At 68.1% G+C, this 17,047-nt stretch carries 14 protein-coding genes; all 14 read right to left on the bottom strand.

The genetic code is table 11. The annotated features are described in order from the left end of the window. Positions 1-53: 53 nt before the first annotated feature. The 14 genes from JQX13_RS07620 to thiL all read right to left on the bottom strand — a co-directional run bounded on the left by JQX13_RS07620 (position 54) and on the right by thiL (position 17,045). On the bottom strand, positions 54-2,252 hold the full coding sequence (locus tag JQX13_RS07620) for a hypothetical protein (protein WP_203408385.1): 2,199 nt from the start codon (positions 2,250-2,252) through the stop codon (positions 54-56). A 126-nt stretch (positions 2,253-2,378) separates the two neighbouring features. Next, the gene (locus tag JQX13_RS07625; RefSeq protein WP_203408386.1) at positions 2,379-3,221 is read right to left on the bottom strand and encodes a glucodextranase DOMON-like domain-containing protein; all 843 of its coding nucleotides are present in this window, start codon (positions 3,219-3,221) and stop codon (positions 2,379-2,381) included. 36 nt (positions 3,222-3,257) lie between these two features. Then, positions 3,258-4,136, bottom strand: coding sequence for a sugar ABC transporter permease (locus JQX13_RS07630; protein ID WP_203408387.1), 879 nt, complete (start codon positions 4,134-4,136; stop codon positions 3,258-3,260). Continuing rightward, positions 4,136-6,058, bottom strand: coding sequence for a carbohydrate ABC transporter permease (locus JQX13_RS07635; RefSeq protein ID WP_203408388.1), 1,923 nt, complete (start codon positions 6,056-6,058; stop codon positions 4,136-4,138). Before JQX13_RS07635 ends, JQX13_RS07630 begins: the two co-directional genes overlap by 1 nt. Before the next feature lie 149 nt (positions 6,059-6,207). After that, positions 6,208-7,431 carry an extracellular solute-binding protein gene (locus JQX13_RS07640; protein WP_203408389.1) on the bottom strand — a complete coding sequence of 408 codons (1,224 nt, stop codon included), beginning with the start codon at positions 7,429-7,431 and terminating at the stop codon, positions 6,208-6,210. A gap of 35 nt (positions 7,432-7,466) precedes the next feature. Continuing rightward, entirely contained in the window at positions 7,467-8,564 is a 1,098-nt protein-coding gene (locus tag JQX13_RS07645) for an ABC transporter ATP-binding protein (protein ID WP_203408390.1), read from the bottom strand. A gap of 33 nt (positions 8,565-8,597) precedes the next feature. Continuing rightward, a complete protein-coding gene (locus JQX13_RS07650) occupies positions 8,598-10,001 on the bottom strand; it encodes an alpha-amylase family glycosyl hydrolase (RefSeq protein WP_239014602.1) in 1,404 nt (467 codons plus the stop codon). 387 nt (positions 10,002-10,388) lie between these two features. Next, on the bottom strand, positions 10,389-10,802 hold the full coding sequence (locus JQX13_RS07655) for a hypothetical protein (RefSeq protein WP_203408392.1): 414 nt from the start codon (positions 10,800-10,802) through the stop codon (positions 10,389-10,391). A 111-nt stretch (positions 10,803-10,913) separates the two neighbouring features. Beyond that, complete coding sequence (locus JQX13_RS07660) at positions 10,914-11,510, bottom strand: chemotaxis protein CheC (RefSeq protein ID WP_203408393.1); 597 nt, start codon at positions 11,508-11,510, stop codon at positions 10,914-10,916. Further along, the gene (locus JQX13_RS07665) at positions 11,507-13,642 is read right to left on the bottom strand and encodes a chemotaxis protein CheA (protein WP_203408394.1); all 2,136 of its coding nucleotides are present in this window, start codon (positions 13,640-13,642) and stop codon (positions 11,507-11,509) included. The genes JQX13_RS07660 and JQX13_RS07665 overlap by 4 nt, the downstream gene beginning before the upstream one ends. A 34-nt stretch (positions 13,643-13,676) precedes the next feature. Beyond that, positions 13,677-14,045: a response regulator gene (locus JQX13_RS07670; RefSeq protein WP_108067310.1), complete on the bottom strand. Its 369-nt coding sequence runs from the start codon at positions 14,043-14,045 to the stop codon at positions 13,677-13,679. 72 nt (positions 14,046-14,117) lie between these two features. Then, entirely contained in the window at positions 14,118-14,546 is a 429-nt protein-coding gene (locus tag JQX13_RS07675) for a chemotaxis protein CheW (RefSeq protein WP_203408395.1), read from the bottom strand. Between the two features lie 103 nt (positions 14,547-14,649). After that, entirely contained in the window at positions 14,650-15,960 is a 1,311-nt protein-coding gene (locus JQX13_RS07680; RefSeq protein ID WP_430384160.1) for a methyl-accepting chemotaxis protein, read from the bottom strand. Positions 15,961-16,064: 104 nt separating this feature from the next. Beyond that, positions 16,065-17,045 carry a thiamine-phosphate kinase gene (gene thiL, locus JQX13_RS07685; protein WP_203408397.1) on the bottom strand — a complete coding sequence of 327 codons (981 nt, stop codon included), beginning with the start codon at positions 17,043-17,045 and terminating at the stop codon, positions 16,065-16,067. Positions 17,046-17,047 lie beyond the last annotated feature (2 nt).

Below are 17,047 nucleotides of genomic sequence, written 5' to 3' on the forward strand. Positions count from 1 at the left end.
CGGCGGCGTCAGCGCGCGCACCGGGCCCTCTCAAACTACCTGGAAGCGGACGACTAGAACTGCGCCTTCATGAAGGCCTTGAGACGCACGTGCTCGAAGTTGCGCGTCTCCAGGCTGTTCCAGCGGCCCTCGCGGCTGGAGAATCCCTTGGAGCCCACCGGCACGCTGTTGTTCTTGGCGATCGTCTCATCGGCGACCTGGGGCGTGAAGCCCGTGCCGAAGTCCGGCGTGAAGGTGCCGAAGTTGTACTGGCCCTCGAGACCGAACTCCACGCCCGCCAGGATGTACTTGGCCTTGAGGGCGATCAGGTTCTTGTCGTGCTGACCCGACGCCATCTGGTGCCAGTTGAAGCCCTGGAGCGCCGTGTTGCCGTCCTTCAGGTCCGCCAGGAACTTGGTGTAGCTGAGCGACATGTAGAGGTCGTCGGTCAGCTGGTAGCCGGCGCCCAGGTTGAAGCTGGTGTAGTTCAGCACGCGGTCGTCATCGGCGATGTCGTCGAAGGGCTTGAACTGGTAGCCCCCACCGGGGAGGAGGTCCGGATTGGTGAAGAAATCCGCGGTGGAGTGCTTGCCCTCGGGATCGTAGTAGCGCTTCGCGTCCTTGCACGCAGCACCACCCACGCAGTCATTATCCTGGTAGGGCAGGTACTTCTTGTCGTTCAGGCGCTTGTCGTTCTCGTGGATGTACTTGACCTTGCCGAACACATCCACGCCACGGCCGATGTCCAGCGAGTAGCGGGCCTTGGCCACCAGGATGTGGGTCCGCTTGTCCTGGAAGGGCTGGTAGGCGCTGCGGAAGTTGTGCAGCACGCCTGCGGTCAGCTCGGTGCCGGGGTAGTCGGTGTCGTTGATGGCCCGGGTGTCGTCGCCCCAGGCCTGCCAGTTGGTGTTGTAGGTGATGAACGAGTACTCACCGGCGATGTCCAGCGCGCCGTTGCTGTACACCGGGTTGAACGTCACGCCCTTCCAGCCGATGGCCGTCTCGGCCATGGGCTCGTCGAAGTCGGTGAAGCTGTTGTCCACGTTGACCGTGGCCACCTGCTGGGTCTCGCTCGTGAAGCCGCCATAGCCGATGCCGGTGGTGCCGCCGTAGCTACCGTTAGTGGGACCGGGGAAGGCGAACGAGCCATCGGTACCCTCGGTGAGCAGCACGTCCGACTCACGCCGAGCGGCCATGACGGCCACGTAGTCCGCGCCAATGCTGAACGCCTGCGCGTTGAGCGACAGGCCGATCTCCAGCGGATCGTTCAGCGTGAGGTCCACCTTCCAGGTGTTGTCCTCGTGCCTGCCCGCCGGCATCGCCGAGTAGCCGTTCAGGCCGAAGCTCTTGGGTACCCAGCGCGGATCATCCTTGTCGGTGCCGAAGTAGTTGGTGTTCTCCGCGTGCGAGTACGAGCGGTAGAACGCGCCCCTCAGGTCCACGATGGAGCCGAGGTGGAAGCCGGCCTTGAGACCGCCCACGCCATTGCGGTAGCGCGGGAACAGATCCCGGCCGTTGTCCAGGTTGTTGTCCGAGGTGTTCAGCTCGTTGTCGATGGCATACTGGAAGATGCCGCCGACGTCGAACATGTCATTGAAGGAATACTTGCCCTGGAAGACGTAGGAGGCGTCCGTGGTGTGGAACGCTCCCGTATCGAAATCGGGGCCAGCCCAGAGACGGGGCAGCGAGATACCCGCCACATCGTACGTCAGCCTGCGCTCGAGCGCCGAGCCCTGCACGAGCACGCCGTAGGCGTTGTCGCGGTCGATGTAGCGGATGCGGCCGACGACGTACGGGTCGAACTGGCCGAAGTCGTTGGCGCCGATGGTGGCCGAGTCGACGAGGTAGCCCGGCGTCAGGGTGACGGCGAGGCCGCGCAGCTTGATGTACTGGTTGGAGCGCGGATCGAACTCACCGCAGTCGCCGTTGACGCAGTCGCCGGCGCCACCACCGAAGCCACCGAAGTTCGACCAGAAGTTCTGGCTGAAGCGGCTGTGGATGCGGCCGCGAACCTCGACCGCGCTGGAGAGCCGGGCATTGAGCAGCAGCTCGAGCTCGGTGCCGATACCGTTCTCTCCAGAACCTTCGCCCGGCACGACGCTGAAATTGTAGAGCGCGCCCTGGGTACGCGAATTACCGTAAAGCCACTTCGTATAGGTGGTACCGCCGATCTGCAGCTTGGGCGCCTCCTGGGCGAGCGAGGGCGCTGCGGGCAGAAGGGTAGCAGCAGCGGTCAGGGCGACAGCGCCCTTCCGCAGGGACTTCGTCTTCATGGGTGATTCCCCTCTCTTTTGCAGCCGAACCGGGAAGGGGGCTTCCCGGCTGCCGGCGCGGAGGACTCGACCCCCCGCGCGACCATCCGGCAGAAATGCTCGTGTTTGGAAAGACTACCTCAAAAACTACTTCTGCTCCTCGGCGGCCACCGGCTTCGTCGCGGCGCCCACCATGGTGAGGGTGGCCGGCTTCTTGGTGGTGCCGTCCTCGGCGCACTCGTAGCTCAGCATCTCCTGCTGGGCCTTGGCCTCGGAGGCCTCGCCCTTGCCCGCGCCGGCGAGCAGATCCACCACGTGCGGATCACACTCCCCGTCGTTGCCGCCGCCGAAGCGGTGCTGGCCCTCGTACTCGTTCACCTTGCGGGTCAGCAGATCATTGCCCGCGGGGAAGCCCTCGTTGGACTGCACCAGCACCTGGAAGCGCCAATCGGAGGGCTCGCCCTCCAGGCCGGCGGTGTCGATGGTGGCGGAGATCTTCCGGCCCGAGCCCTTGGTCCGGGTGGGGATGATGACGCTGTCCTTGGAAGCGCCGGCCTTGTTGCCCACCTCGGCCTTCACGCGCGAGGAGCCCTGCGGGGAGATGACGATGACCTTCTCCCAGGCGAACTCGGGGGCGAACTTCACGTTGAGACCCGGCAGGGAGTCGGTGGAGCCGCTGCCCGGCTTGCCATCCGTGTCGATGAAGATGAAGGCCATCTGCACGGAGAATCCGGAGCCCGTCTTCCAGGGATCCTCCAGGGTGGTGTTGAAGCCCAGGGAGACGTCGGCCTTGGCGCCCTTCTTGTTGAAGGTGAAGTCCGTCAGGTCGAACGAGCCGCGCTTGTACACGGGGTCCGTCGGGTACTTGTAGGCGCCGGGGCCGTTGTCGTCACCGGACGGGTCCTTGAAGGACACCTTGTTGCCGGCCAGCGCGGGGGCGCCCAGGAGCGCGGCGGCCAGCGACAGCACTGCGAAACGCGAGGTCTTCATGTGCGACTTCTCCTTGAGGGGTAAGGCGACTGCGGACTAGCCCTTGACGCTGCCGGCGGTCAGACCGGAGACGAGGTACTTCTGGAGGAAGAGGAAGAGGACGACCACCGGGACGGACACGATGATGGAGCCGGCCGCGAAGTAGCCCCACTGCTGGGAGAAGCCGCCCACGAAGAAGCGCAGCCCCACCGGCGCGGTGTACATGTTCTCCTGGTCCATGAAGGTGGCGGCGAGGATGAACTCGTTCCATGCCGTCATGAAGGAGAAGAGCGCCGTCACCGCCACCGCCGGCTTGGCCAGCGGCAGGATGATGGTCCAGAAGATCTTCCCCACCGAGGCGCCCTCGATGAGCGCGGCCTCCTCCAGGTCCTTCGGGATGGTGTCGAAGTAGCCCTTGAGCATCCACACGCTGAAGGGGATGGACGTGGTGGCGTAGACGATCATCAGGCCCAGGCGCGAGCTGCCCAGCCCCAGCCACTGCACCAGGATGATGTAGAGGGGGATGAGCATCAGCGTGCCCGGGAACATCTGGGACACGAGGAAGGCCATCATCCCCGCGCGCTGGCCGGTGAACTTGAAGCGGCTGAAGGCATAGGCCGCGGTGCACGCCAGGAACACGCCCACCACCGTGGTGCCCAGCGCGATGATGGCGCTGTTGAGCATCCACTGCGCGAAGGGCTGATCCGTCATCACCGAGGAGAAGTTGGAGAACGACAACGTCTCCGGCCACGGCGTGACGGCGCGGACCCGGTCCATCATCGTGGGGGACTCGGGCAGCGTGGTGATCGCCAGGCTCTGCTTGCCCGACAGGGCGATCGTGATGACCCAGAGGATGGGATAGAGGGTGAAGAGGGTGAAGCCCACCAGCAGCACGTGCAGGGGCCAGTGGGGCACCCCATCTCGACGCGAGAACATCAGGCGGCCTCCGTGGCGCGCGAAACGCGGTTCTGCACCACGCTGTAGAGCAGCAGGATGCCGAAGATGACCGTCGAGTACGCCGCCGCGTACCCGTAGCGGTAGCGCTGGAAGGCGTATTTGTAGGCCTGGGTGATGAGGATCTCCGTCGAGTTGCTCGGCTCGCCCTCGGTCACCAGGAAGATGACGTTGAACTGATTGAAGGTCCAGACCACCGACAGGATGATGGCTGGCACGAGCGCGGGCTTGAGCGACGGCAGGGTGATGGAGATGAACTGCTGCCAGCGCGAGGCACCATCCACGCGCGCGGCCTCGTAGAGCTCCACGGGGATGGAGGTGAGCGCGCCCAGCGACACCACCATCATGAAGGGGAAGCTCAACCAGCCGTTGGTGGCCAACACCGTGAGGAAGGAACTGACGGGCGTGTCGTACCAGGCGAGCCCCTGGCCACCGAACATCCGGATGACGTGGTTCACCACACCGAACTGCTGGTGGAACATGCCCTTCCAGATGAGCGCGGTGATGTAGTTGGGCATGGCCCAGGGGAGGATGAGCAGCACGCGGTACACCGGGCGCAGCGCCAGCCCCTGCACGTTGAGGATGAGCGCGAGGATGAGCCCCACCGTGACGCCGATGGTCACGTTGGTGACCGTCCACACCACCGTGAAGAAGAGCGTGTAGTAGAAGTTGAGGTAGTTGAAGACGATGGAGCCGTCCTGCGCGCGACGGGCGATGTTGAAGTCGCCCAGGATCTCCGCGTAGTTGCGCAGGCCGACCCAGATGTCCGACAGCGACTGCCCCGTGTTGTAGAGGTTGGAGTCGGTGAAGGACAGCGTGATGCCGTAGAAGAACGGGAAGAAGACGAGCACCACCATGCCCACCATGGCGGGGGCGATGTAGAGGTAGGCGGTGCGGTTCTCCACCACCGTCTCCACCGTGCGGGCCAGGCCGCCCATGCCGATGAAGAGCAGCAGGGCGAGCGCCACCACCCCGAGCCCACCGAAGGCACGGTTCGCGCCCGAGCGCAGCTCACCCACGCGCGCGGACACCGCCGCCTCGTTCACCTCGCCCGCGGGGGTGACGAGTCCGAGCGGACGGCGGAACTGGTCCGCGTCCCAGTTGCCGGGCTGGAGCGCCGGCTCGGCCGCGAGCTGATGCTCGGCCATCACGGACTGGGCCCGCTGCGACATGGTGCGCAGCTGTCCGGCCACGAGCTCCTGCGTCCCGCGCACCTCGGCGCTCAGCAGGCCCAGCGAGTAGGACGCGTAGCCGCCCAGGCCCACCCCGAGCGCCAACACCGACACGGCGACGAGCAGGAGCTGACGGCGCAACACGAAGCACGCCCCGGCGCACACCGCCAGGGGCAGCAGCAACCACAGCAGCAACGGCCCCATGCCCGGCTTCAGCGGGGCCGCCAGCGGAGCGATGGCCAGCTCCACCATCCCCACCACCGAGCCGTCCACCTCCACTGGAGCGCTCAGCAGGCGCCCACCGTTGGGCAGCGCCTCGGTCTCCACCTCCAGCTTGCGCGCGGAGCCCTCCTCGCGGTTCGTCTCCACCGCGGCGCGCAACCGCTGGCCGCGATCATAGAGGGGCTTCTCCTCGCGCGACAGCCGGCGGGGCGCCGCGCGCTCCCCCTGATCCTCGGGGAAGGTGGAGGCCTCGAGCTGGATGCCCGAGAAGGCGATCACGCGCACCGCGCTGCCCGGAGGAAGCTGCTCCTTCCAGGTGGACACCACGGCGCGCACGGAGTCACCCGAGCCCCCCGCGCGCTGGACCAGCTCCTCCAGCGCACGCAGGGACACGAGGGCCTGACGATCCGCGCGGTCGGTGGAGATGGTCTCCAACGTCCGGGCCAGGAGGCCCTGGGCGAGCACGAGGGACACGCCCAGCGCGAGGAACAGCCCCACGAGCACCCGCATCGGGCGGAGCTCACCAGGACCCCGCGAGCCGCCCGAGGACGGACCCGCGTTGTGAAGGGATTCGGTGGTACCCCGCTCGGGGAGCGGGTGGCTGGCGCTACCCCGTTCGTCGCCAGCACGCTGTGGGGCCGTGTTGCTCACTCAATTCCTCACTTCTTACGCAGGCCGGCCACGTCCTTGGCCACGGCCTTCTGGGCCACGTCGAGGGCGGCCTTGGGGGTGGAGGCCTTCTTGAGGATGGCGTTCATCGCCGAGGTGGCCGGCGACCAGACCATCGTCATCTCCGGCACGTTGGGCATCGGCACCGCCGTCTCGACCTGCTCGCGGAACGCCTTGAGCTGCGCGTCGGCCGAGATCCTGGCGTCGGCGTACACGGCCTGGTTGGCGGGGCTCTGGCGGCCCTCCAGCGCGAGAATCTTGCTGGCCTCGTCGCTGGTGAGGAAGCGGGCCACCTCGAAGGCTGCGTCCTTGTTCTTCGACGGGGCGGAGACGTAGACGCCCTCCACCGTCATCCACGGGCGCATGGGCTTGCCGCCGGCCTCGTCCAGCGTGGGCAGCGGGGCCAGGCCGTAGTCCACGCCCTTGGCGATCTCACCCAGGAACCAGGGGCCGGAGAACACGATGCCCGCCTTGCCCTCGTTGAAGAGCGAGGTGATGAGCGCGGTGGAAGGCTCGGCGGGCATGATGAGCTCCGCCCACTTCATCATCTGCTCCACCGACTTCACGTTCTGCGCGCTGTTGAGCGTGGGCATGGTGCCCGGACCGAACACGCCGCCGCCGAAGCCGTTCATCAGGGCCGCGTGGTAGTAGAAGTCACCGTAGGAGTACGCCAGACCGAAGCGGCCCGCCTTCTTGTCGGTCAGCTTCTTGGCGATCGTCACCAGCTCGCCGCTCGTCTTGGGCGGCGTCGGGACGAGCTTCTTGTTGTAGATGAGCGTGATGACCTTGTAGTTCAGCGGCAGGCCGTAGACGATGCCGCGGTAGGTCATCGCCTCCATGGTGGAGGGGATGAAACGCTTGCGGAGCGCGTCATCCAGGTAGAAGTCGATGGGCTCCACCGTGTTGCCCGCCTCGATCCACCCGCCCAGGCGATCCTGGGCGAAGATGAAGAGGTCCGGCCCCTTGCCGCGCGGCACGGTGGCGGAGATCTTGTCCGCGTAGGCGTCGTAGGGCACCGCCAGCGTCTTCACCTTGATGCCCTTGGCGGCATTGGCGGCGTTGAACTGGGCGATCACCTTCTCCAGCGCCGTCTTCTCCTCGGCGCGGTAGGCGTGCCACAGGACGATCTCCTTCGTCTCGGCGGCGGCGGGCGTGGACAGCAGGCCGAGCGCACACAAGCACACGGCCGCGATCATCAATCGCAGGTTCTTCATGTCGGGAGCTCCTGGGGGTAGGACTCGAACTCGGACTAGGAAGCGGACAGACGTTGCTCGGTTTCGGCGTCGAAGAGGTGCAGCGCATCCAGCTCGATCACGACCTTCTCCTTCGAGCCCGCCTCGGGCGTGTGCTGCGGCGGGAGACGGAAGACGATCGAGTGCTCGGCGAGACGGGAGTGGACGATGACCTCGTTGCCCAGGGGCTCGACCAGGTCCACGTTCACCTCCACCTGCGCCGACTCACCGCGCGCGGTGGCCGAGGGCGAGACGATGTTGTCGGGACGGATGCCGACCTTCAGCTTCCGGCCACCCTTGCCCGCGGTCACCGGACGCAGGCTCCGCGGCACCGGCAGCTTGAAGCCGTCGCCCTCGAGCACCTCGCCATCGGCCGAGAGCGTGGCGGAGACGAAGCTCATGGGCGGCGAGCCGATGAACTGGGCCACGAAGACGTTGGCCGGGCGCTCGTACACCTCGAGCGGAGTGCCCAGCTGCTGGAGCTTGCCCTCCTTCATCACCGCGATGCGGTGGCCCATCGTCATGGCCTCGATCTGATCGTGCGTCACGTAGACCGAGGTGACGCCCAGGCGCTGCTGGAGCTTCTTGATCTCCGAGCGCATCTGCACGCGCAGCTTGGCATCGAGGTTGGACAGCGGCTCGTCGAAGAGGAACACCGCCGGCTTGCGCACGATGGCACGCCCGAGCGCCACGCGCTGTCGTTGACCGCCGGAGAGCTGCTTGGGTTTGCGCTCCAGCAGGTGCGTGATGCCGAGAATTTCCGCGGCCTCGTTCACCAGCCGGTCCATCTCCGGCTTGGGCGTCTTGCGGATCTTCAGACCGAACTCGAGGTTCTCCCGGATGGTCATATGCGGGTAGAGCGCATAGTTCTGGAAGACCATGGCGACGTCCCGCTCCTTCGGCGGGAGCTCGTTCACCACGCGATCGCCGATGGCGAGCGAGCCTCCGGAGATCTCCTCCAGACCGGCGATCATCCGCAGCGCGGTGGACTTGCCACAGCCCGACGGACCCACCAGCACCATGAACTCGTGGTCCCGGATATCGAGGTTCAACCCCTCGATGACCGACACATCGCCGTACCTCTTGGCCACATCCTTGAACACAACCCCGGCCATTCAGTTCTCCACTCGCGAGTGTTCTCGTTCAACTCAACGCGCCCGTCCCAGGATGCGAACGGACAAGGGCTCGACCGTGACGTCCATCGTGGCACCCGCCGTCAGGCGGCCACCGTCGAGCAGATCCTCCGCGTCCGCACCGCTCCAGGCCTCGGGCCAGGGGAACGAAACGGACGCCTTCTTCTCACCGCGGTTCACCGCCACCACCACCGCGTCACCCGACTCCGGCTCGTGCCGGAGGAAGGTGTAGACATCGCCTTCCGTGGCGAGGCCCTTGTGACTACCACGTGACAGCGCCGGGTGTGCGCGGCGAATGGCGATGAGCCTCTGGTAGAACTGGCGCAGGGACTCGTCGCGAGGCAGGCCCGCGCCGGGCTGCACAGCGCGCTCGCCCCAGGGCATGTCGCTGCGGTTGGCCGGCCAGTCGCCCCCGGGACGCCCCACCTCCTCGCCGTAGTAGATGACGGGGATGCCGGAGGTGGTGAGCTGCAGCGCCGCCGCGAGCCGGAAGCGCGCCTTGTCACCCTGGAGCTGGAAGAGCGCGCCGGGCACGTCGTGCGAGGACAGGAAGTGCGACAGGTGGTAGCCCTTGCGCACCTTGTGCCGCGAGCGCAGGTAGGCATCGAAGGCCACGGTGCGCCCGCGCCCCTGCGCCCACGCGAGCGCGCTGCCCTGGAAGCCGAAGTCGAAGCCGGCGTCCATCTCGTCGTTGACGAACCACGGGTCGAGCGACTCGCGGTCCCCGCCCCACACCTCGCCGAGCAGGAAGAAGTCGCGGCCCAGCTCCTCCCGGGTGCGGCGGCGGTGCTCCTGCCAGAAGGGATGATCGACGTGCTTCACCGTGTCCAGGCGGAAGCCGTCCACGCCCGAGCGCTTGCCCCAGGCAAGCTGCGCGTCGAGCAGGTACTTCGCCACCTCGGGCTGCTCCGTCTTGAAGTCCGGCAGGCCGGACACGCAGCTCGTCACGTCATCCTGCCCGCAGGTGCCCAGCTCCTCCGAGCGCAGCCAGCCCTTCGTCTCGGGCGCCCTCAGGTAGCGCGAGTTGTAGCCGGGGTGGTTGTAGACCACGTCCAGCAGCACGCGGATGCCCCGCTGGTGACACGCGTCCACCAGCGCCTTCAACTCCTGCTCGGTGCCGAAGCGCGGGTCGAGCTGATGGAAGTCATCCGCCCAGTAGCCGTGGTAGCCCCAGTCCGGGAAGCCAGCGCCGGTGACGAAGCCGTCGATGTTCTTCACCACCGGGGTCAGCCAGAGCGTCGTCACGCCCAGCGAGGACAGCTCGTCGAGTTGCTCGCGCAGGCCCTTGAAGTCCCCGCCGTGAAAGGTGCCCGGGGCCTTCTTGTCGACCTGGACGTTGTTGGCCGCGTCCCCATCCGCGAAGCGGTCCAGCACGACGAAGTAGAGGACCTCGTCGGCCCAGTGGCGCACGGGGGCCACGGCCCCGGCTTCCGGAGCGGGCACCGCTGCCGGAGCGGTAGTGGGCGCGCTCGTCCCCACCTCCGAGGTTGCGGCCTGTGCGGGCGGCTGCCGGTGGGCACAGGCCGAGAACGCCAAGGGGAGGAGCAACAGGGAAGTAACGAGAGGGGGACAACTATTCGCGCGTCTGGCCAGAAGGCGACGAGGCGACGAATCAACCATTGCGCCGGACTTTTCCACACCCGCTATCGAAAGTGAACCCTCCCACTTCGTATGTCAGGAAGCGGACGTCAATGCGCGCGGTCACCCCCGGTTTTTCACGTGACGAGAGGCGCGCGTGCACCTCCCGTCAAATCCACGCGCGCATGTCGATGGCGTTGACACGACGCGCCATCGCCGCGCATCGGCTCAGGGGATGCTGTTCGTCCTGTCCGGAACCTGGAGTGGATCCACCTTGCCCACGTCGTCCACGATGGTGATCTCCCGGGCGATCATCTCCGTGTCCTGGTTGGCGAAGGAGGCGCGCACGGTGGAGCCGGGGGCGAGGAACTCACGGCCAATCATCTTGCCGCCCTGGTAGTAGCGCGTCTGCTCGGTGATGCGCAGGTAGCGCTCCCTGCCCTTCTTGTCCTCGATGACGAGCACGTCCGAGTACTCGGCGGTGACCGTGCCCTTCATGGTGAAGCCCCGCTCCAGCGAGTAGGGATTCTTCGCGATGGTTCCCTCGCTGCCCGAGCCCCGGCGCATCGCCACCGTGCCGTCCGTCCGGCAACCCGAGAGCACCACCGCCCCCACCACCGCGCCCCAGATGACCCTCCGCATGCCCGACTCCCCCCGGGGCGCAGAGCTGCTTCGCCCCCTCGGTGGGTCAAGGTGGAGCCGGAGGTGAGGGGTCGCAACGAGCGGGCCCGGGAGGAACGCACGCCCGGCTGCTTACACGCCGAGGCGCGCGATCAACGACTTCGAGCTGTCGCGCTCCAACAGCAGCAGCACCTGGCCGGAGACCGCGGGGACTCCCACGGAAGAGAAGCGCGTCTCGAGCACCACCATGCGCTTGTCGCCCTGGGCCTCCTGCACCGCGTCCGCCAGCACCGGGCCCGCCTCGCCCCGCACCAGCACCGGCACGGTGGGCAGCAGCCTCCAACCCGTCAGCGTGCCAATGGCCGACAGGCACGCGCTCGCCACGATGTTCGCCGCCTCCGCCAGCGCGCTCTCCCGCTCCTCCGGCGGCGCGTCCTGGCGCCGCAACAGCAGCGACTCCAGCGCCGAGGCGTCCTCCCGGGGTAGCACCAGCAGCAACACGCCCCGGAGCTGTCCCTGCATGCCCAGCTTCGCCGCCACCACGGGGGCATCTCCCCCACCCAGCAACCCGGCCACCTCCGAGGCCGTCGCCACCACCGCGCGCGGCACGGACAGGTTCACGGTGCGTCCGCCCACCAGCCTCGCGAGCACGCTCACCGCGTGCCCGCAGCCGATGTTGGCCACCTCACGAAGGGCGTCCAGCTGAATGTCGCTCGGAAGAGGGCTCACGCGGACAGTAACCTCGGCACGTCCAGGATGAACACCGGGCGGCCACTTCCCAGGATGGTCACCCCTGAGAGCCCCGGTAGCAAGTCCAAGGGCCGGGACAGCGGTTTGAGCACCGCTTCCTCCTGCCCCACCAGTCGATCGACCGCGAGCGCGACCCGTCCCGCGTCTCCTTCCATCACCACGAAGGGCCGCACGCCCTTGCGCGACGGCGCCCGGACTCCCACCAGCTCGTCCAGCGCGTACACCGGCAGCAGCCCCTGGCCGTGCGGCAACAACGGCATCTCCCGGCTGCGGTCCAACGCCTCGCCGTCGGCCTCCATCGCCCCCACCACCTTGGCGATGGGCAGGCCGAACACCTCGTCCCCCACCGCCACCAGCAGCAGGTGCACCACCGCCACCGTCAGCGGCAACCGCAGCGTGAAGCGCGTACCGCGCCCCAACTCGCTCTCGATTTCCAGCGTCCCGCCCACGTTCTCCACCACCCGCTTCACCGCGTCCATGCCCACGCCGCGGCCGGAAATCTCCGACACGTCCTTGGCGGTGGACACGCCCGGCAGGCACGCCAGCAGGAAGGCCTCGCGGTCCGTCATCCGCGCCGAAGCCTCCGCGCTGAGGGCGCCGCGAGCCACCGCCGCCGCCTTCAGCTTCGCCGCGTTCATGCCGCGGCCGTCATCCTCCATCTCCAACACCACCCGGTCGCGCGCGCGCCGCACCGACACCAGCACGCGCCCGCGCGGGCCCTTGCCCGCCGCCACCCGCTCCTCCGGCGACTCCAGGCCGTGGTCGATGCAGTTGCGCAACAGGTGCATCAGCGGATCCGCCAGCTCGTCGAGGATGGCCCGGTCGAGCTCGATCTCCGCGCCCGTTATCACCAGGTCGACCTCGCGCTCCTTGCGCCGGGCGATGTCGCGCGCCGCGCGGGGCAGCCGATCCGTGATGAGCGACAGCGGCGTCATGCGCGCGCTCATCACCTTGTCGTGCAGATCCTTCACCAGCGCCTGCAGCCGGTAGACTCCCTCCTCGATGGGCGGGCGCGAGTTCTCCGGAAGCACCTTGCCCAGCTCGCGCAGGCGAGCCGTGGCCAGCAGCAGCTCGCCCACCGTGTCCAGGAAGTAGTCCAGCAGCTCCGTGCGCACGCGCACCGTGCGCGTGGCGTCCGCGCCCACGGGGGAGGACCGGGAGCCATCCACCGAGACCGGACCCGCGGCCGCCGTGACGGGCACGGGCGGCGCGACCACCGCCGGCTTCAACGAGACGAGCTCCACCTCCGCGATGTTCCGCAGCGCCTTGCGGATGCCCTCCTCGCCGCCCTCGGCCGTCTCCAGCTCGAGCTGGATGTAGCCCTCCGGGATGCGGCCGGCCTTGAGGTCCTCCAGCGGCGGCCGCAGCTCGTGCAGCGTGCCCAGGCCCGTCATCCGCTTGTGCACCAGGAAGGCGCGCACCCCCGGCGTCTGACAGGTGGGGGCGATGCGCAGCCGCACCGCCCACCGCGACGGGGACTTCGGCGCCTCCTCCTCCACCGTCCGGATGACCGTCGCGACCGAGGCGGCCAGCTGGGCCGTCGCGGAGCTGGCCGCGGAGGTCTCCGCGGCCGGGGTTTCGGCAACGGGCGCGGGAGGCTCCTCGGTGTCGACGGAGACGGCCGCGGCCACCCGGGTGGGAGCAGGAGCGGCGGCCGGAGCGGGTGGAGCACTGACGGACGCGGAGGCGGTCCGGTTCAGCACCCGCGTGGTGCCCGGCGTGCGGCCCGTGAGCACGCTCACCCGTTCGGCCAGCTGGCCGAGCAGCGCCGAGGCATCATCCGGCGGCTTGTTGTCCGCCACGGCGCGCACCTGGGCCATCATCACGTCGGTGGCCGCCAGGAGCAGATCCACCAGGTTGCGCTCCAGCCGGCTGGGATCCTGGCGGATGGCGTCCACCAGGTCCTCCACCCGGTGGGCCAACACGGCGATGGGCTCGAACCCCATCGAGGAGGCCATGCCCTTCACCGAGTGTGCGTGGCGGAACATGGAGTCCACCACCGCGGGCGCGCCCTCGCGCTCCAGCTGCACGAGGTCCCGACCGAGACCCTCCAGGTGCTCGCTCGCCTCGGTCAGGAACAGACCCAGGTAGCGGGACATGTCCATCGTCATGTCCGACCTCGGACGCGCGTGGGTGGGGAGGCGCTCAGCCCTCGCCCAACACCTTCTTGACGACCGCCAGGACGTCCTCGGCGCGGAACGGCTTGACGATGAAGTCCGAGGCTCCCGCCTCGATGGCCTCCATCACCAGGCTCTCCTGTCCCAGCGCCGAGCACATGATGACCACCGCGTTGGCGTCGTACTTGATGATCTCCCGCGTGGCCTCGATGCCGCTCTTGAACGGCATGACGATGTCCATCGTCGTGAGATCCGGCTTGAGCTCCTTGTACTTCTCCACGGCCTCCAATCCGTTGGCCGCCTCTCCGACGACCTCGAAGCCGCCGGACGCGAAGATGTCCTTGATCATGTTGCGCATGAAGATGGCATCGTCGACGACCAGCACCCGCTTAGCCATGTGCAGCTCCGCCTCCGCTTAAGGCCCCAAGAGGGCCGCGGACACTACCACCCGCTGATTTCGGGCGGCTACTCACTTCTGTTGTCCCGCGGTGAAGAGTCCAACCACCGCGGAATCCAGCCCTTCTGGATCCAAGACCGTCACGGCCAACCCCTTCAACCGCGCCACCCCGCGTACCGCCGGCACGGCCTTGCCCGGAGCCAACCCCACCCGCTCCACCGCCTCGATTCCGTCCACATCCGTCACCAGCAGGCCCAGGTCCCTGCGCCCGCGCTCCAACAGCACCACCCGGGCCGGTGGTGTGGGCCCATCCGGCAGGCCCAACAACTGGCGAAGCTCCACCACCGTCACCACCCGCCCCCGGAGGTTCATCACCCCCGCCACCGCCGCGGGCGCCCGAGGCACCCGTGTGAAGCGCTCCGGTGGCACCACCACTTCCTTCACCGCCGACAGCGGCAGGCCGTAGCGCTCCTTCTCCACCCGGAAGATGACGTGCCGCACAAGATGGCTTTCTACCAGCAGGGATCGGGTTCTGGGAAATCCGCGCCAGCAAACAAACGAACGTTCCGCCCCCCGGGCGAGGGCCGAGGGGAGGACGGGGGGCTCAGGCGTTCAGCCGGAAGCTGCGCACCACGCTCTGCAGCTCGATGGAGAGGTTGGTCAGCTCGCTGGCCAGCGAGGTCATCCGCACCATGGCGTCCGTCTGCTCCTGGATGACCGCCTGGATGGCCTCCGTGGAGGCCGCGTTGTTCCGGGCCACCAGGGAGATCTCCTCGGTGGCGTTCACCATCTCCTCGCTGCCCTTGAGCTGCTCGCGGGCGCTGTCGGAGATGAGGTGCACCTTCTCGGCCACCTTGCGCACCGTGTCGGTGATGGCCCCCATGGAGCGCACGATGCCGGTGAGGTCCTCACGGCCCTCGGCCAGCTCCTCGATGCCCTCCTTCATGGCGCTCACCACCGCCGTGGACTGGCCGGAGATGTCACGCGCCAGCCGGGAGATCTGCTCGGCCGAGCGGCCCGCGCTCTCGGCCAGCTTGCGCACCTCGTCGGCCACCACCGCGAAGCCGCGGCCGTACTCACCCGCGCGCGCCGCCTCGATGGTGGCGTTGAGCGCCAGCAGGTTCGTCTGCTGCGCCACCTGGGTGATGGCGTCGACGATCTTCGAGATCTCCTGCGTCTTCTCGCCGAAGGCGAACACCTGCTGGCTCGCCGCTTCGATCCGGTTGAAGACCTTCTTCACCTTCTCGCCGGCCAGCAGGGCCGCCTTGCTGCCGTTCTCGGCCGCGCTGCTCGTCTCGGCGGCGGTGCGGGCCGCGTCCTCGGCGCTCGCCGCGGTGCGTTGAATGCTGCCGGCCATCTCGGTGATGACCTTGGACGTCTTGCCCACCAGCTGCGACTGCGTCTCCGCGCCCTGGGCGATCTTGTCCATGGACAAGCCCACCTCCTCGTTGGTCGCGTTGACGTTCTCCGCCGAGCCCTGCAAATCCTTCGCCGTGTCCGCCACGCTCTTGGCGGTGTCCTGAATCTTGCCCACCAGGTCGCGCAGGTTCTCCTGCATCTTGCGGATGGCCAGCGCCAGCTCGTCGATCTCATCGCGGCGCAGCGCCCGCGGCGGCTCGACCAGCAGCGGCTTGGACAGGTCGCCCTGGGAGATCTCGAAGGCCGAGCGCGACAGCACCCGCACGCGCGTCACCCGCGCCAGGTAGCGCGGCAGGGTGATGGCCAGCGCCAGGCTGAGGGCCACACCGATGCCGATGCGACCCCAGAACCAGCTCGGCCCCAGCGGCTCCGTGGCCATGAGCGCGCCCGTGAGCACACCCCCGAGCACGATGTAGCCACTGAAGATCTTCAGTTGCAGGGAGACCTCGTGTCCCCCGGTGCCGGCCTGCTCGACGTTGCGGAGCAGCCGCTGCACGGGATCACGGCGGGGAGAGAGGCCTGGGGATGGATCGTCGCGGAGAGGGCGGCGCACGGTTTCGCTTTTCCGGGAGACGGCGACAGCGGTGTGTCGGTTTAGCCCTACCGTCTGGAACGGTCAATCCGCCCACCCCCTCGGAAGTGGTCGAAGCCGGCAGGCAGGCGCAGGCTCCGACCCGAGGCGTCACGGATGTGTCCGGGCTGCCCCTGGGTGAGACTGCCAATGCGCGTGAGAGGCTCTTCCACTCGGAGACAAGCCCGCTCGAAGGCGGACGTGCGTTCAGGTGGGACGGCGAGGAGCAGCTCATAGTCCTCACCCCCCGCCAACGCTCCCTCGGCGCCCAGGGAGGCGCGCACGGAGCGGGAGAGAGGCAGGCGCTCGAGCTCCAGCTCGGCGCTCACGCGCGAGGCGGTGCACAGGTGCCCGAGGTCCTGCGCGAGACCATCGGAGAGATCCAACCCCGCGGAGGCGAAGCGCGCGGCGAGCCGGCCCAGCTCCACCTTCGGAACCGGGCGCTTCTGGCGGAGGATGGCGGCGGAGCGCCGCTGGCCGGCTTGGAGCTGTTGCAGGCCGAGTCGCGCGTCGCCCAGCGTGCCCGAGACGTACAGCACGTCACCGGGCCGGCCTCCGGCGCGGGTGATGGGCGCGGTGCCCGGCAACAGCTCTCCCGCGGCGGTGATGGTGATGGACAGCTCGCGCGCGGAGGAGAAGTTGCCCCCCACCAGGGAGATGCCGTGCTCCCGCGCCAGCGCGCTCATGCCCCGGGCGATGCCGAGCAGCTCGCGGCGCGGGAAGTCCCGGGGCAGCGAGAGCGCGCAGACGAACCAGCGCGGCACCGCGCCCATGGACGCCAGGTCCGACAGGTTCACCGCCAGCGCCTTGTGGCCGATGTCCTCGGGCGAGAACCAGGCGCGCGTGAAGTGCACGTCCTCCACCACCGCGTCCGTGGTGATGCACTGCGCGCCCCTCGAGGGGCCGAGCACGGCACAATCATCTCCGGGCCCCACCGGGACCCGGGCCCTCGGGAAATGCGACAGGAAGAGGTCGATGAGGGTGAATTCGCCCGCTGGCTTCGCGCTCACGT

It is taken from the genome of Archangium violaceum (genome assembly GCF_016859125.1).
Lineage (GTDB): Bacteria > Myxococcota > Myxococcia > Myxococcales > Myxococcaceae > Archangium > Archangium violaceum_A.

What these genes read in the sequence shown, in the direction of transcription:
- JQX13_RS07620 (WP_203408385.1), bottom strand. Translation starts at nt 2,252, where the DNA reads ATGAAGACGAAGTCCCTGCGGAAGGGCGCTGTCGCCCTGACCGCTGCT.
- JQX13_RS07625 (WP_203408386.1), bottom strand. Translation starts at nt 3,221, where the DNA reads ATGAAGACCTCGCGTTTCGCAGTGCTGTCGCTGGCCGCCGCGCTCCTG.
- JQX13_RS07630 (WP_203408387.1), bottom strand. Translation starts at nt 4,136, where the DNA reads ATGTTCTCGCGTCGAGATGGGGTGCCCCACTGGCCCCTGCACGTGCTG.
- JQX13_RS07635 (WP_203408388.1), bottom strand. Translation starts at nt 6,058, where the DNA reads ATGCGGGTGCTCGTGGGGCTGTTCCTCGCGCTGGGCGTGTCCCTCGTG.
- JQX13_RS07640 (WP_203408389.1), bottom strand. Translation starts at nt 7,431, where the DNA reads ATGAAGAACCTGCGATTGATGATCGCGGCCGTGTGCTTGTGTGCGCTC.
- JQX13_RS07645 (WP_203408390.1), bottom strand. Translation starts at nt 8,564, where the DNA reads ATGGCCGGGGTTGTGTTCAAGGATGTGGCCAAGAGGTACGGCGATGTG.
- JQX13_RS07655 (WP_203408392.1), bottom strand. Translation starts at nt 10,802, where the DNA reads ATGCGGAGGGTCATCTGGGGCGCGGTGGTGGGGGCGGTGGTGCTCTCG.
- JQX13_RS07665 (WP_203408394.1), bottom strand. Translation starts at nt 13,642, where the DNA reads ATGACGATGGACATGTCCCGCTACCTGGGTCTGTTCCTGACCGAGGCG.
- JQX13_RS07670 (WP_108067310.1), bottom strand. Translation starts at nt 14,045, where the DNA reads ATGGCTAAGCGGGTGCTGGTCGTCGACGATGCCATCTTCATGCGCAAC.